Below are 14,159 nucleotides of genomic sequence, written 5' to 3' on the forward strand. Positions count from 1 at the left end.
TAGATAGGAGCGCTCATGTCCCAGGCCGTGATAGGTCTTGTCGCCCACGTCGATGCGGGCAAGACCACGTTGGCGGAGGCTCTTCTGTACCGCGCGGGCGCCATTCGCCGGCAGGGGCGCGTGGACAAGGGCGATGCGCACCTCGACACGGACGCCATGGAACGCGAGCGTGGTATCACGATTTTTTCGAAGCAGACCTCGCTGGATTGGGCGGGTGCGCACGTAATGCTGCTCGACACGCCGGGCCACGTCGACTTCTCCGCAGAGGCGGAGCGCACGCTGCAGGCGCTGGACTACGCGGTGCTTATTGTGGGGGCCAACGACGGGGTGGAGGGCCATACCGAGACCCTGTGGAGCCTGCTCGCCAGATATAACGTTCCTACCTTTGTTTTTGTAAACAAGCTCGATCTTGCCGCGGACGGCCTCGGTCCCGTTATGGACGAGATGCATCGCCGCCTGTCACCTTCGGTTGTGGACGGCGACGCGTTGTCGGCGCTGGTCGCTTCAGCTGGCGGGGCGGGGGAGGGCGCTGCCGCGCTTTTAGAAGACGTCGCGGCGACCGATGAAGACGCGTTGGATGAGTATCTGGAGAGCGGCTTTCTGTCTGCCGAGACGATTCGCCGGCTCATCGTCCAAAGAAAGGTCTTTCCGTGCTTTGCGGGATCCGCGTTGCGCATGGAAGGTATCGAGGAGTTTTTGGACGGCGTGGTCGCGCTGGTGCAGGAGAAGACGTGGCCGGATGAGTTCGCCGCGCGCGTGTACCGCGTGAGTCGCGGGGCGCATGACGAGCGCCTGGCCTGGGTCAAGGTCACCGGCGGCGTGCTGCGCGCCAAGGAGCAGTTGAGCGGCTTTGACCGTGGTGCGGCATGGAACGAGAAGGTCGACCAGGTGCGCATCTATGATGCCGACTCGTTTGAGATCGCGCGCGAGGTGCCGGCGGGGCGCGTGTGCGCGGTGACCGGATTGTCCCAGGTTCTGCCGGGGAGTGCTTTGGGCGCGGAGGCGCGTTCGGCCGAGCCTGCTCTGGCGCCCGTGCTTTCCTACAGCGTGAACGCCGCGGGTGCGGACGCTACCACGCTGGTGCAGGCGCTGCGAGAGCTTGCGGACGAGGATCCCCTGCTGGGCGTTGCGTGGCACGAGCAGCTGCAAGAGGTGCACGTGCAGCTTATGGGAGAGGTTCAGCGCGAGGTGGTGGCGCGTCAGCTGTTGGATCGCTTTGGGCTCGAGGTGACCTTTGGCGCCGGAGGCATCCTGTATCGCGAGACCGTGACCGCGCCGGTGCGCGGGGCGGGTCATTTTGAGCCGCTGCGCCATTATGCGGAGGTTCAGTTGCTGGTGGAGCCGTCGGAGCGCGGAGCGGGCGTTGAGGCGGGCACCCGCGCCCTTGAGGATGATTTGGACCGCAACTGGCAGCGGCTTATCCTTACCCACGTGCTGGAGCGCGAACACCCCGGTGTGCTGACCGGTGCCCCGTTGACGGATGTTCGCATCACCTTGCTGGGCGGGCGCGCGCACCTGAAGCATACCGAGGGCGGCGATTTTATGCAGGCAACCTACCGCGCTATTCGTCAGGCGCTGATGACGGCGCGCGAGCAGGGGGCTTGCCGGCTGTTGGAACCGTGGTACCGCTTTAGACTGGGCGTTCCGGCGGACAAGGTGGGTCGCGCACTTGCTGACTTGCAACGTATGGGTGGCGATTTCGATGCGCCGGTCGCCGAGGGCGATCGCGCGGAGATTGCGGGCGCGGCGCCGGCTTCTGAGATTGGTTCCTACGCGCTGGAGGTGAGTGCGTATTCGGGAGGTCGCGGAAGGTTGTTTTTGGAGTATGCAGGCTACCGGCCCTGCCATAACGCCGAGCAGGTTATCGCTGAGGCCGCCTATGATCCCGTGGCGGATCTTGCCAACACGCCCGACTCCGTTTTTTGCAGCCACGGTGCTGGTTACAACGTGGCATGGGATCAGGTTCCCGCGCAGGCGCACGTCGAGATCGACTTTGATCGGCTGCGCCCGTGGCGAAAGGCGGATGCGAGTTTCTTTGCGGAGTGAGGTGCGGCGAGTATCAGGCGATTTTCATGGAAAAGCGGCTGTGAAAACGGGTCCTGAATGGTGCGCCTGCGCAGTTCTGAAGGATAATTGCATCGTTTTCAGAAAAGTGCGTGTATACCTGTTTTGCGGGTTGGCTTTACCAGGCGTTTCTTTGGGGCGGCATGGCTGTCTACTTGGGGATAATCAAAATCGATGCAATTATCCGTCACAAATGCGTGCGGCATTCTGGAAAGAGCCGCGCACAGGCGCCTAACAAGCAGGGCGGAACGCAGGAAAAGCCCGTTGTAGTCACGAAACATGCCTGGAAATAGAAGGGGTCGCTGTGAAAGCCATCGCACATATTCATACAGACCTGCCGCAGAAGTTCGGCATTCCCCGTAACAGCTTTCTTGCTCCCCATCTGCAGGGGCGTATCGTTTTCGAGCCGGAGTTCGCGCTGCCTGCAGCGGTGGAGGGGCTCGACGAGTTCTCGCATATATGGTTGCTTTGGGAGTTCCAAAACGGCACGCCGGGCGGGGCCGCGGCGGATATCGCCGCAGATCTAGCGACTAAGGATAAGAGCGGTGCCACGTCCAAGTGGACGCCTTCCGTGCGTCCGCCGCGCTTGGGCGGCGTTGAGAGGCACGGCGTCTTCGCTACGCGCAGCCCGTTCCGTCCCAATCCTATAGGTCTTACCTGCGTAAAGCTTGATCATGTGGAGTTGACGCCGCAGGGTCCCGTGATCCATGTGCTTGCGGCGGACCTGCGCGACGACACGCCCATTTATGACATCAAGCCCTATATTCCCTTTGCAGACTGCCATCCGGAAGCCACGGGAGGATGGATCGAGGACGCGCCCTGGCATGAGCTCGAAGTCGATTTTCCCGACCAGCTACGCGCTCGTTTTGCAGCGCTTGCGGAGGCATCTAAGCTCGAAGGTCTTATCGAAGTCCTGCGCCAGGATCCGCGCCGTGCCGGAAGCAAACATGAACCCGACCGCGTCTATCATCTGGCATACGCTGGGTTTGATGTCGCGTTCACCGTGGATCGAGACATGCTGCATGTTCTTGGACTCGACTAGCGGTTCAACGCGTCTGCAATCGTTTGGGCAACAAATTGCGATCCAGCGGGCGAGGGGTGCACGCCGTCGACCGCGTAAAACCAACTGGCGTCCTCCATCTGCGCCACGGCTTTTGCCATGTCGACAAAGATGGCGCCATGGGCGGCAGCGGCACGCAGAGATCCCTCATGCATGAGCTGACCCATCTGCGCGGCGCTCATGCCCAGCTTCTTCAGTTTGGCCGAGTCCTCTCGGTATCCCCAGGTTCCGTAGAGCACGGGCGCCGCGTTGTGGTCGCGCGCCAGCTCGCATATTTTGGCCACCGCTCGCTCGTGTGCGGATGGGTTGGTTGCGGGCAGATGGCTCATATCCTGCGCGATCACGTAGTCAAAGCATCCGTGCTCTGCCTGAGTTCCATCGCCGTCCAGCGCTTGCAGAACGCGCGATCCCGTTTTGGTGAGAGGGTTGGAAAATTCTGCGAGTCGAGCGCCCCCACGGGTGATGGCGACCACCTGCGCGTCGAGGAGACTTGCAAGGATGGTTGGCATGGCATTTGCCGCGGTGAGGCTGTTGCCCACCATAAGTATGGAGAGGCTCATGGGACTCCTTCTTTGGAATGCGGATTAGGCAATGAAGAGGTTCGGTGCAAGCAAGGTGGCGATCCATGCGAGTATACAGGCGATGGCAACCGCCGTCGCAAGGGAGAGGACCAGGGCGTTGTGCGGGTCCTTTACTCCATCGCGGGCGATCTGGTCGGCGAGGCACTCGTCCAAGGGATCGACTGATCGGCGGTTCTCCTTGTCGAGGGCTCTCAGTACCCCTGCGGCGGATTGCGCGGCGGTGGCACGCCCCAGCCCGCGCATGGTCAGGACTATGAACACGGTCGCGCAGATCGCCCCCAGGCAAAGCTGGGCCACGCTGCCAACCATGGGGCGAGCCGTCAGGCCAACCGTGATAAGGGCGCACGCGCTCGCCGCGGTGACTGCTGCGAGTAGGATGGTTCGACCGTGGGAGGCGCGCGCTTCCGCCTGGACCATATTGCGCATCTCGTCCGCATCGCCTAAGACCAAGTCGTCGATGGCTACACCAAAAATCTGGGACAGGATGAGGAGGGACTGGGCATCGGGTAGCGTCCGCCCCGTTTCCCAGTGCGACAGGGTTGGCCTGGACACCAGCGCCCTCTGTGCGAGCTCTTCTTGAGAAAGTCCCATTCTCGCTCTGTTTTCGCGAATGCGCTCGCCAACGTTCATACGGCCCGTCCTTTCGCCCGTTTGTCCTGATGGTATGCCTTCCAGCATGAACAATGGGGGTCATCTTGTCAGTAAAAATATGTAACATGCCAATCTACCTGCTAGTTTAATGCTAATAACAAATGATACGAATCGGTATTCGCGCCGGCGGTATTTTGGGGTTGTGCGCCCGCGTGCCGCCATGTTTTGCCTATGCACGGTTCGCGCGGGTGCCCCCTGGGAGCCATCCTAAAACCACATTCCAATCCACGTGCCGACGGGCCCAAGGTGCTCGGTGGCGCATCGTGCGTTTGATAAATGACTCCTGAAAGGGGGCGATTCAGCCCGTTTTGTTGTGAGCGGGAACCTACGTAGCAGAAAGGATTGGAAACATGGGTAATGGGGGCAAGCGCAAGATGATGCTCGCGGCAACGGTTGCGGCGCTGGCGATTGGCGTCGCGCCCGCGATCGCGGACGCTCAGCCTGCGAGCAGCGTGGTTGCCGGCAGCGTCACCCTGGGCGGAGCGGGCAAGGCCGCGTATGCCAAGACGGACCCTGCCGGATCGGTGGCGTTGGGAGGTGGCGAGGGCGACTACAACCTCAAGTTCCAAGACGGCACGCTGTATCTCAACCATGCCACGGTATCGTGTATCGCCGGCGAGGGAATCCTGGGCGATGGCGACCTACGCATCATGCTGAACGGGGACAGCTCGGTTACGTCCCAGGGCGCGAACGGAATCGAAGTCGACGGTTCGCTGTGGATAGGGGGTGCGGGCTCGCTTGAAGTCGAAAGCGGCATGGATCGCCCTGCGCATGATGGCAACGACGAGTGCGATGGCATCTACGCTACGGGCGACGTGGTGATCGACAGCGTTTCCGTCAAGGCGAGCGGTCTGGATCAGGGCGAGGGCGAAGCCAAGTACGGCGTCGGCATCTACAGCGAAGAGGGCGACGTGGTGATCAAGGGCGCGAAGGCGGATGTCGAGGCTCGCGGCGGCCGCGCGGCGGAGGTGAGCGCCGGCATCAGCGCCAACGCCGGCGCCGTGAAGATAGAAGACGGCACGGTGGTGGCTACCGCTGGGAACACAGATGCAGGTAAGGGGAGCATAAGCAGCGGCATCCATGCCGCCCATGACATCAGCGTCGACGCTGCAAGGCTCACGGCGACCGCTGGCGAAGCGGCGAGCAGCGCTGGTATGGGCAGCGCGTTCGGCTCCATCACTGTGGCGGGAGATTCCGTCGTGAGCGCCTCGTCGTCCGCTAAAGAGGGTGTGGGCATCTCGGCGGTGAGCGCTTCGGTCGTCGGCGGCAAACTGCTCGCGTCCGGAAACTTTGAAGCGGCCCGTTGCCCCAAGGGATTCACGGTGGCGCCGGATGCGGGTGAGGTTATGAGCGTTGCCACCGCGGACGGCGTGAGGGCGTTGCCTTCGGATGTCGATGGTCTGGATGGGGTGAAGTTCGAGACCGTGGGAGGAGCCCCCTATACCAAGGAGGGTGAGCTTCCCGTCGATGCCCTGCGGGCAAACGTGCTGTACACGACCGAAAAGAAGCCCGTTGATGCGTCGCGTTCCGCGCGGGACGAAGATAGCGAGAAGTCTGAAAGTCCGGCAAAGACGGACGGGGCTGCTAAGGACGATGCGATGAAGGAGGACGCCGCCAAGAAGGACGCCGCCGCAGCCGAGAAGGACGCCGCCGCAGCTGAGAAGGACGTTGAGGGCACGGTCGAGAAGGTGGGCGAAGACGTCGAGAAGGCGCTTGAAGACAGCGAGGCGAATGCTGCCCGGAAGCCCCAGGTTGCCAAGGCGAAGGACGCGTCCGCCCCTTCCAAGGCGGAGGCAGCGGGGCGCAAAGGCTCCATTGCGTCACACCTCCCCCAGACGGGTGACGCCAACCTTACGCTCCCTCTTGTATTTGCCGGAATCATCGGAGTCGCGCTTCTTGGCGCCGGTATCGCCTTGTTGTTCAATAAGCGCAAGTAGGGCTACACTGCAGCAAGGAATAGATTTACTGCGGCAAGGGAGTTGACCCGTTATGGACCTGCGCGAGGAAATCGAGCTTTACACGCCTTTCAACGCGCAGGAGGAGGCAGACCGTCATGTGATGCTGCGTGCGCTCGACTGCGGCTCCACGTGCTTCGAGCGCACGGCTCCCGCCCACATGACGTGTTCCATCTGGACCGTTGACCCGACGGCTCGCCAAACTCTGCTGGTTTACCACAACATCTATAACTCATGGAGCTGGATCGGGGGCCATGCGGACGGCGAGCGCGACCTTGCAGCCGTCGCCCTTCGCGAGCTGCGGGAAGAGACGGGCGTTACGGGCGCGTGCCTGATTGAGTGCGGGCCCGGCGCCATCTTCTCGCTCGAGGTCCTTCCCGTCGCCGGCCATGAGAAGCGCGGGCGCTACGTAAGTTCGCATACCCATCTTAACGTTACCTACCTGGCGGTCGCGGACCCGGCGGAGCCCTTGCGCATTTGTGCGGACGAGAACTCCGCGGTGCGTTGGGTGCCTATGGAAGACGCCATCGCCCTTTCGAACGAGCCTTGGATTCGCGAGCGCATCTACCGCAAGCTTATCGATAAGCTCCGGCAACATGCAGATTGGGTAGCATAGACTCAATGGACCAGCTAGGTTTCCAGTTTGGCCTATCGGTCGGCTGATGGCGGGGACGGAGCGCGCATGGACGAGAAGCGGAGCCTGGGCGAGGAGATCGGCCGTCGCTCTTTTGGGGTTATGTGGATGGACGAGGAAGAGCGTCTTATGCAGGAGCTGGATGATGCCCGCGACGCCGCCGGCCCCTCGTCCGCAAATCGAAGGCGCGCCAAGGGAGCCGGCAGCTATGGCGGAGTCGATACCCCCGGCGGCGCGCTAGTTGTTGCCATTCTGCTGTTTGTAGTCGCCGCGGTGATAATCAACTTCTTTGTAGGGGAGTAGCCATGATGATTTCACCTGAGTCTTACATCGCTCAATTTGAGGATGCTCCTTATAGCGAGCTCATTAGGGCCCGCGCAGAACTTGTGGCAGAGCTCGCGGAGCTCGAGAGTTATTTTGAGCTCGGCCAGCGAGAGGAGCAGTACATCGCCGTTTCCCCTTCTGAGGACACCCGCTACAAGATGGGGCTTGAATACCTTGTAGCCTTAATCGGCTTCATGATCGAGCGCGCTCCCGAGCTAACCGGGGAGGGATGCGCTGCGTGCGAGGATGATGACGAGGAAAGGGGCGATTAGTCTAAGGGCTGCTCGTGACCGGGGCTGTCAGTTGGGCATCGATCCTGTTTGGCTTGGACCGTCGTGCGGTTTGCAACGCCCGGCGTTCAATCTTTTCTAGATAAGGTTGGATAAGAGTCGGTATCCCTCATCCTCGATGCGGTTCCATAGTTCAACAGATTCCGCCGCATCGCGCTCGCGCCGCAGGGCACGCTCCAGCTCCTTCTCGGTTGGCAGGTAGGTCAGGTATTGAGAGGCAAAGAGGCTGTCCTTGTCTGCCCACAAACGCGAAACCGCGCCCCAGCTCCAGCAAAAAGTCTTGCAACTTGTCGATGAGTGCCTGTTCCAACGTGCTCTCCAACTGTTTTGGCGATTGAGGGATGTTGAGGAATTCAAGAACATAGGGGTCACGCACAATGCTATCGGCCGCAGTGACTGGCTGCGTGGATTGAATCTCTGCAGCGACTTCTTCTTTGTTCCGTTCGCCCCGCGTGGCAATCAGACGGTCATAGTAGAGGGTCTGGATTTGCCGGTCGAGCTGGCGGGAACTCCATCCTGCGTCCGCGGCTTCGTTCATATACCACAAGCGCCGCCGCTCGTTGTCTACGCGCATAAGCATGCGGTAGTGAGACCAGCTCAATTCGGCACGCAGTGTGTGCCGAATTGGAAACGTGAGGTAAAACTGGCGCATGGCTCGCAGGTTACGCTGCGTAAAGCCCTTGCCAAAGTCATCCGTCAAACGCTTGGAGAGGTATGAGAACAGATGCTTGCCATATTCGGCGCGCTCACCAATCGCCTCGTTAATCTGCCGCCCAATCTCCCAATAAGCGTTCACCATGGCGCCGTTCACGGCACGCGTGACAGATGAGCGCGCTTGTGCAAGGACGTCGTGGACGTTGGAGTAGACCGATTCGTCGTTCGGGGCCGTGTCGCCAGCTTGCTGCTTGCCAGCTGCCACACTCGCGGTTATCTCAAGGGGGCTAGGACTGGTTGGATGTTTCATGGTTGTCTGTCCTTTCCGGTGCTCGAGCGGGTTGTTTAGGCGGGTTGATTACTGTGGACGAGGCTGCTGTGGACGAGGTTGGCGGTTGGCTACTCCCTTCTGGTTGATGTATCGAACCTGTGTTCTATTTCATTGTGCCTTTACTAAACTTTCGTCCGGACATAAAAAGGCCCTTGCATGTTACGCGCGGTGGGATAATTCGTCCTAAGAATGACGAGAGGGGTGTGCCATGGTGTTTGAGGATGCGGCCAGAAAGGCGCTGGCGTTTCGTGATGAGAGGGACTGGGCGCAGTTCCATAACCCTAAGGACCTAGCGATCTCTATTAGCTTGGAAGCGGCGGAGCTGTTGGAAACGTTCCAGTGGTCGGGGACGGATCTTGAGGTTGCCAAGAAGCGAGAGGCGATGGTAGAGGAGCTTGCCGACGTTGCTATCTACTGCATCTTTCTTGCCAGCGAGCTGGGCGTGGACCTGGCCGATGCCGTAAGCGCTAAAATCGATGCTAATGCAGTGAAATATCCCGTCGATAAGGCGCGCGGCAATTCAAAGAAGTACACGGAGCTGTAACCATGATTATCTACAGTGGTAGCAAGGCCGACTTTATGGTTCAGGTCGAGGAAGACACCATCGCCTATACCATCCGTGACAATATCTTGGAGAAGATGCACCGCAAGACGCCCGACGCCGAGTTCAGGTCATGGGTGAATTCGCTTGAGTACATGTACAAGGTGCTTAACGATGACGGGATTCCGCGGAATTCTGGCATAGCGATCGAATACAACCTGCCCAACACCGCCAAGCGCGTGGACTTTCTTGTTTCGGGCTACGACGCTAAACGCGCGGCCAATGTGGTGATTATCGAGCTGAAACAGTGGGAGAAGCTGAACAAGGTCGAGGGCCTCGACGCGCTGGTGGAAACGTTCACGGGTGGCAGGGAGCGCCGCGTGGTCCATCCTTCTTACCAAGCCTGGAGCTATGCGGAGATGATCAGGGACTACAACGAATACGCCCAGATGGCCGGCGTGAACCTGTGGCCCTGCGCCTATCTGCATAACTATATGCGTGTGCAGGATGACCCGTTGGACGATCCCATCTACAAGGATTATCTGGACGAAGCCCCCGCGTTTGCCAAGGGCGACGTGAGGAAGCTACGCGAGTTCATTAAGCGCGTGGTGGAGACTGGCGATGACAGCGAAATCCTCTACGAGATCGATAACGGCCGCATCAAACCATCGAAGAGTCTTCAGGACGCTATTGTGGGAATGCTTGAGAGCAATCCCGAGTTCAACCTGATCGACGACCAGAAGGTTGTGTTCGAGCGCATCATGGAGCTCTCTCGCCAATGCGAGCGGGATGGAAGGAAGCGCGTGCTTATTGCGACCGGTGGTCCCGGAACTGGCAAGACGGTTATCGCGATGAATCTGCTTGCTCGCCTTACCCAAGAGGGCGTCTTTGTACAGTATTGTTCGAAGAACAGCGCGCCCCGTACGGTCTACGCCAAGAAACTCAAGGGGCACAGGACAAAAAGCAGCATCGATAACATGTTCAAGGGCTCCGGTGCCTATGTGGAAGCGCCTAGGAACGCCGTTGGAGTTGTGCTGGCCGACGAGGCACATCGTCTGAACGAAAAGTCGGGGCTGTATGGCAACCAGGGCGTCAACCAGATACATGAAATCATCCATGCCGCCAGGCTGAGCGTGTTCTTTATCGACGAATGCCAACGCGTGACCGTGAAGGATATCGGCAGCGTTGGGGAGATTAAGCGCTGGGCCGCCGTTAACGGGGCGGAAGTGCATGAAGAGGGGCTTTCCTCGCAGTTTCGCTGCAACGGCTCCGATGGGTATCTCGCATGGCTGGACGATGTTCTAGAGATTCGCGAGACGGCGAATTACGATATCGAGGGCATCGACTACGACTTCGAAGTGCTTGATTCTCCCGATGAAATGAGGCAAAAGGTAATCGAGCGAAACCAGGGGTCGAACAAGTCGCGCATTTTGGCGGGATATTGCTGGAACTGGCCGCGCGCGGGTCGCGCCGATACAAACACCCATGAGATTACAATAGGAGACTTCGAGATAAGCTGGAACCTGGATGGGGGAGAGGCGTTCGCGCTTAGTCCAACGTCCATCAACGAGGCGGGGTGCATCCACACAACGCAGGGCCTTGAGTTCGAGTACGTTGGCGTGATCATAGGCGACGACCTTCGCTATGAGGGCAACCATGTGGTGACCGACTATACAAAGCGCGCGGGAACGGACCAGTCGATCAAGGGCTTGAAAAAGATGGAGCGCGAAGATCCAAAACATGCGCTCAAGCTTGCTGATGAGATTATTAAGAACACATATCGCACGCTGATGACGCGCGGCATGAAGGGTTGTTATGTATACGCCACGGATCCAAATCTGCGCAGCTACTTGAAGGAGCGTTCGGCGGTGTGCGTCTAATTGACTGATGGGGCCACGAGGGGGCAGGGCGGGTTATTATGCGGCAAAAAACTGATTGGCAATGGAGATCAGCCGGGCTTGTATCTCTTGAAAGTCTCGATTGAGGTCGAGGGCGCTTACCTTGATCTGGTTTCCGCTCATGCAGTAGTCGCCTTCAGGCTGAAGCGCTTCATCGGTTTTTGCATATAGAAGAATCCCTGCTACTCTGTGAGGCCTGTCGGAAAGCTCGGCTTCCTTGTTTTTAACGTAGGTAAAAATCTGGTAGAGGTTCGCAGAGTGGATGGTTGCGGTGCCGAAAGAGTATTGCATAGAGTGTGAGTAGTACTTGGCATCAATGATTAGAACCTCATTGTTTCTTGAGAGAACTATGTCGGTTTGCATTGTGGGCAGCAAGGTGCCCGCGCCGTCATCAAGGGCCCATGTGATTTGTGGGGACGAGGCTTTGGCGAAAGGGTATTCTGCCGTATAGAACTCCAGGATGAACTTTTCGTACAGTCTATGCATCTGTTGGCTATCGACAAATGAAGAAAGGCGATATTGTCCGGATTCCGTGGTCAGCAGCATGCCTTCGAGAATAAGCTGGCATATCCCCAGCGCTAGTCGATAGGATTGATTGTTACGTTGCAGGTGAACGGCTTCCCAGGCGATTGACTTCGCGTCGATCTCATCAATGTTCGAAAAGAAGGGGAGGATCCTTCGGAGTTCGGCATATCGTTCATCTGTTATCTTTCCATGACGGAGCAACAGACAGATCGTGGTTTTTAATATCTGGTTGAGCGGGTTGTTTTCCGTAAGCTCATCGTATTCGCAGGTTACACATCGTTCCCTCTTGATTTTGTTACCGATCGTGCCCTGCAAGTCGATTTTGCCTCGCACGGTCGGCAGGGCTTCTGTGCGCGAATGATATTCGCGATAGAGTCCCCTTTTAATTTGGCGGCTTACCTCTTTTGCTAGTATTACGGCAAATAGGTCGTGTATGTTGCTGAATTCCTCTCCGGCAATTTCTTGATAACCATATGATTCGAGCGACCTGAATGCGTATGCAAGCATGTAGTAGATGTTTTTGATTAAAATGGTTCCGTTTTTAGTTGTCACTGCTGGAACACCCCATGAAGAGCGTTCTCCCATTTGAGGACCTTCTCATCGCAGTCAAACCAGTATTCGCGAAGCATGGGAAGAATGTCGTAATCAACTATCTCGCGCGCCCACTCATCGCTTGCCTCATCGGGGTTGACACCGCAGAAATAGCTGTGACCGATGCAGAATCCTGTGCCAAGAGATTTGTCCGTACGAATCTCATCATTCAATTTCTCAATCAATGCGATGAGCTCATCGATTGTTTCGCTTGAGAGCTGTTGTTGGTAGGCTTTAAAACCGGTGGTTTCAAAGCCAGGCGTCATCTCGAAGAAGCTGAATCTGCGGCGCAGCGCGTAGTCGATCATGGCCAGAGATCTGTCGGCGGTATTCATCATGCCGATGATGTATAGGTTTTCAGGAACGCTGAATGGGCTGCCATCATATGCAAGAGTCGCTTCGGATCCGCGATAATCACGCTCGATGAGCATGAGCAGTTCGCCAAAGATTTTACTCATATTGCCTCGGTTGATTTCATCGATGATGAAAAAGAACTGCTCCTCCGGATGCGATGCGGCTTTTTGGCAGAAGTTGTAGAAGACTCCATGCTTTAGAGCAAAGGAGTCGCCCTCGGGCTTGTACCCCATAACGAAGTCTTCATAGGAGTAGCTTTGGTGGAATTGAATAAGCTTGATGTGGTCGTTATCCCTTTTTCCCATAATCGACCAAGCGAGGCGTCTAGCGGCGAAGGTTTTCCCAACGCCTGGAGCGCCTTGCAAGATGACGTTCTTCTTTCGTAATAGCACGGATTTCAAGCAATCATAATCGCTTTTCCCCATGAAGACGTCCCTAAGGAAAGACTCCTTGTCGTACGGTCGCACGGAGGTCGCAGGCGTAGTATTGGAATGTTCAATCATGTTAATAATGGTTTGGTACTCCGAAGCCGTGAGCTTAAAAAGGCTGCCTTGAGGGTTGATAAAATACTCCATGCTGGCGAGCTCTTGTTTTGTCTTCAGGGATTCGAGGGCGATGGGGTTGGCGATATCCGCGGTCTTCTCAAAGTAAATCCGCTCATTGTCATGGTCTTTAGATATTGTTCCTAAAGCCGTAATCATCTTGATGGGGCTTGTCTCGAATATCACGAGCGCGTCTCCTGGCTTCGCATCTAGGAAGTGCTGGAATACGCGTCTCTTGCTGCCGTTTTCGCTGTACATTGTGTAGCTCTGGGATGAGCCTATGGGGACGGACGAAGGCTTCCAGAGGGAAGGGTTGGCGTTTAACCACCAAAAGTCATGTTCTCCGCTGCCTAAATGATTGCTGGACGGATTTTCTTCTTTATGGTTGCTCACGTAATAGCAAAAGTCTGCCGTTAGTGTGCGTAGCTGAGGATCGGGGTAATAATCGGGGGTGAGCTGGGAATTGAAGAGGTCAATAAGCTCATCATCTTTTTTGAGCCTCTCGCAGATCTCATTGTAAAAGCCAAGGTGGAAGCGCAGGTTGTCGCCGCGCCTGCCTTTGATGATGCTGCGGTTGTTTCCAAGTTGTTCAAACGCTGCTTTTGCAACGGTATATTTGTATACATAGTATTTATCTGGATACCGCAGCCATAAGTACGTAGTGATTACATTTTCATTTTGATAGTGGTTTTTCGCTGTGGGCCTATAAGTCTTCCTTAGCACTTCGCTTCCCAGATTAAATGCCTCAATTCGGTCAAGATAATCCCTTGACTCGTCAAAAAGAGATACAAAGAGCGCGCGCGTTTCCTCTGGGACTTCTGTTGCAAATTCGAGCAGCATGTTTTTAGGGTAATGGTTATATGACGTCAAAAGATTGCTTGAAGCTTCAAGGGATCGCTCGAGCATGTCTTTGAAGTCCTGTGAGCCTATGTCCCAGTTTTCTTGAAATTGTTTGACTGCCTTCCATTTATATGATTCCGCATCCCAGTGGCCGGTTGTGAGATCTTTTTTGTATTGGACGAGGTATTTTTGGAATAGGGCATCGTCAAACATTGCCAGCTCCTCTGTATGCTTGCTATCCGACTTTATATTATGCGTCTGAGGCGGCGATTATTAAAGGACGCCGCATCGCCGGTCCACTCTGTACAATACTCAAGAGCTGTA

Annotated in this window: 13 protein-coding genes; 8 read left to right on the forward strand and 5 right to left on the reverse strand. The window is 57.1% G+C overall.

All coding sequences use genetic code 11. The features are described 5' to 3' along the window. Positions 1–15 precede the first annotated feature (15 nt). Together HMPREF9452_RS10570 and tsaA are read left to right on the forward strand one after the other, a co-directional pair. Entirely contained in the window at positions 16–2,046 is a 2,031-nt protein-coding gene (locus tag HMPREF9452_RS10570; RefSeq protein ID WP_009142126.1) for an elongation factor G, read from the forward strand. A 322-nt stretch (positions 2,047–2,368) separates the two neighbouring features. After that, complete coding sequence (tsaA, locus tag HMPREF9452_RS10575; protein ID WP_009142127.1) at positions 2,369–3,106, forward strand: tRNA (N6-threonylcarbamoyladenosine(37)-N6)-methyltransferase TrmO; 738 nt, start codon at positions 2,369–2,371, stop codon at positions 3,104–3,106. Here tsaA and HMPREF9452_RS10580 read toward each other — a convergent pair. Together HMPREF9452_RS10580 and HMPREF9452_RS11465 are read right to left on the reverse strand one after the other, a co-directional pair. Next, positions 3,103–3,684: an SGNH/GDSL hydrolase family protein gene (locus HMPREF9452_RS10580; protein WP_009142128.1), complete on the reverse strand. Its 582-nt coding sequence runs from the start codon at positions 3,682–3,684 to the stop codon at positions 3,103–3,105. The two genes, tsaA and HMPREF9452_RS10580, sit on opposite strands and share 4 nt — an antisense overlap. A 24-nt stretch (positions 3,685–3,708) precedes the next feature. Further along, complete coding sequence (locus tag HMPREF9452_RS11465) at positions 3,709–4,335, reverse strand: helix-turn-helix domain-containing protein (protein WP_009142129.1); 627 nt, start codon at positions 4,333–4,335, stop codon at positions 3,709–3,711. Between the two features lie 371 nt (positions 4,336–4,706). On the opposite strand from HMPREF9452_RS11465, the gene HMPREF9452_RS10590 reads away from it, so the two are divergent. From HMPREF9452_RS10590 to HMPREF9452_RS10605, 4 genes are all read left to right on the forward strand, one after another. Continuing rightward, positions 4,707–6,293, forward strand: coding sequence for an LPXTG cell wall anchor domain-containing protein (locus tag HMPREF9452_RS10590; protein WP_009142130.1), 1,587 nt, complete (start codon positions 4,707–4,709; stop codon positions 6,291–6,293). 52 nt (positions 6,294–6,345) lie between these two features. After that, positions 6,346–6,927, forward strand: coding sequence for an NUDIX hydrolase (locus HMPREF9452_RS10595; protein WP_009142131.1), 582 nt, complete (start codon positions 6,346–6,348; stop codon positions 6,925–6,927). Between the two features lie 66 nt (positions 6,928–6,993). Next, complete coding sequence (locus HMPREF9452_RS10600) at positions 6,994–7,248, forward strand: hypothetical protein (protein ID WP_009142132.1); 255 nt, start codon at positions 6,994–6,996, stop codon at positions 7,246–7,248. 2 nt (positions 7,249–7,250) lie between these two features. Then, complete coding sequence (locus HMPREF9452_RS10605; protein WP_009142133.1) at positions 7,251–7,541, forward strand: hypothetical protein; 291 nt, start codon at positions 7,251–7,253, stop codon at positions 7,539–7,541. 151 nt (positions 7,542–7,692) lie between these two features. Here the strand turns inward: HMPREF9452_RS10605 and HMPREF9452_RS10610 are convergent, their stop codons facing one another. Further along, positions 7,693–8,523, reverse strand: a complete 831-nt coding sequence (locus tag HMPREF9452_RS10610) for a PDDEXK nuclease domain-containing protein (protein ID WP_009142134.1) — start codon at positions 8,521–8,523, stop codon at positions 7,693–7,695. A gap of 229 nt (positions 8,524–8,752) precedes the next feature. Between HMPREF9452_RS10610 and HMPREF9452_RS10615 the strand changes: the two genes are divergently transcribed. Both HMPREF9452_RS10615 and HMPREF9452_RS10620 read left to right on the forward strand, forming a co-directional pair. After that, positions 8,753–9,088: a nucleotide pyrophosphohydrolase gene (locus HMPREF9452_RS10615; RefSeq protein ID WP_009142135.1), complete on the forward strand. Its 336-nt coding sequence runs from the start codon at positions 8,753–8,755 to the stop codon at positions 9,086–9,088. Positions 9,089–9,090: 2 nt separating this feature from the next. Beyond that, positions 9,091–10,965, forward strand: coding sequence for a DUF2075 domain-containing protein (locus HMPREF9452_RS10620; protein ID WP_009142136.1), 1,875 nt, complete (start codon positions 9,091–9,093; stop codon positions 10,963–10,965). A gap of 36 nt (positions 10,966–11,001) precedes the next feature. Here HMPREF9452_RS10620 and mcrC read toward each other — a convergent pair whose 3' ends face one another. Beyond that, the gene (gene mcrC, locus HMPREF9452_RS10625) at positions 11,002–12,093 is read right to left on the reverse strand and encodes a 5-methylcytosine-specific restriction endonuclease system specificity protein McrC (RefSeq protein ID WP_009142137.1); all 1,092 of its coding nucleotides are present in this window, start codon (positions 12,091–12,093) and stop codon (positions 11,002–11,004) included. Beyond that, positions 12,057–14,048: an AAA family ATPase gene (locus HMPREF9452_RS10630; RefSeq protein WP_009142138.1), complete on the reverse strand. Its 1,992-nt coding sequence runs from the start codon at positions 14,046–14,048 to the stop codon at positions 12,057–12,059. Before HMPREF9452_RS10630 ends, mcrC begins: the two co-directional genes overlap by 37 nt. Positions 14,049–14,159: the final 111 nt, after the last annotated feature.

This window comes from Collinsella tanakaei YIT 12063 (assembly GCF_000225705.1).
Classification (GTDB): domain Bacteria; phylum Actinomycetota; class Coriobacteriia; order Coriobacteriales; family Coriobacteriaceae; genus Collinsella; species Collinsella tanakaei.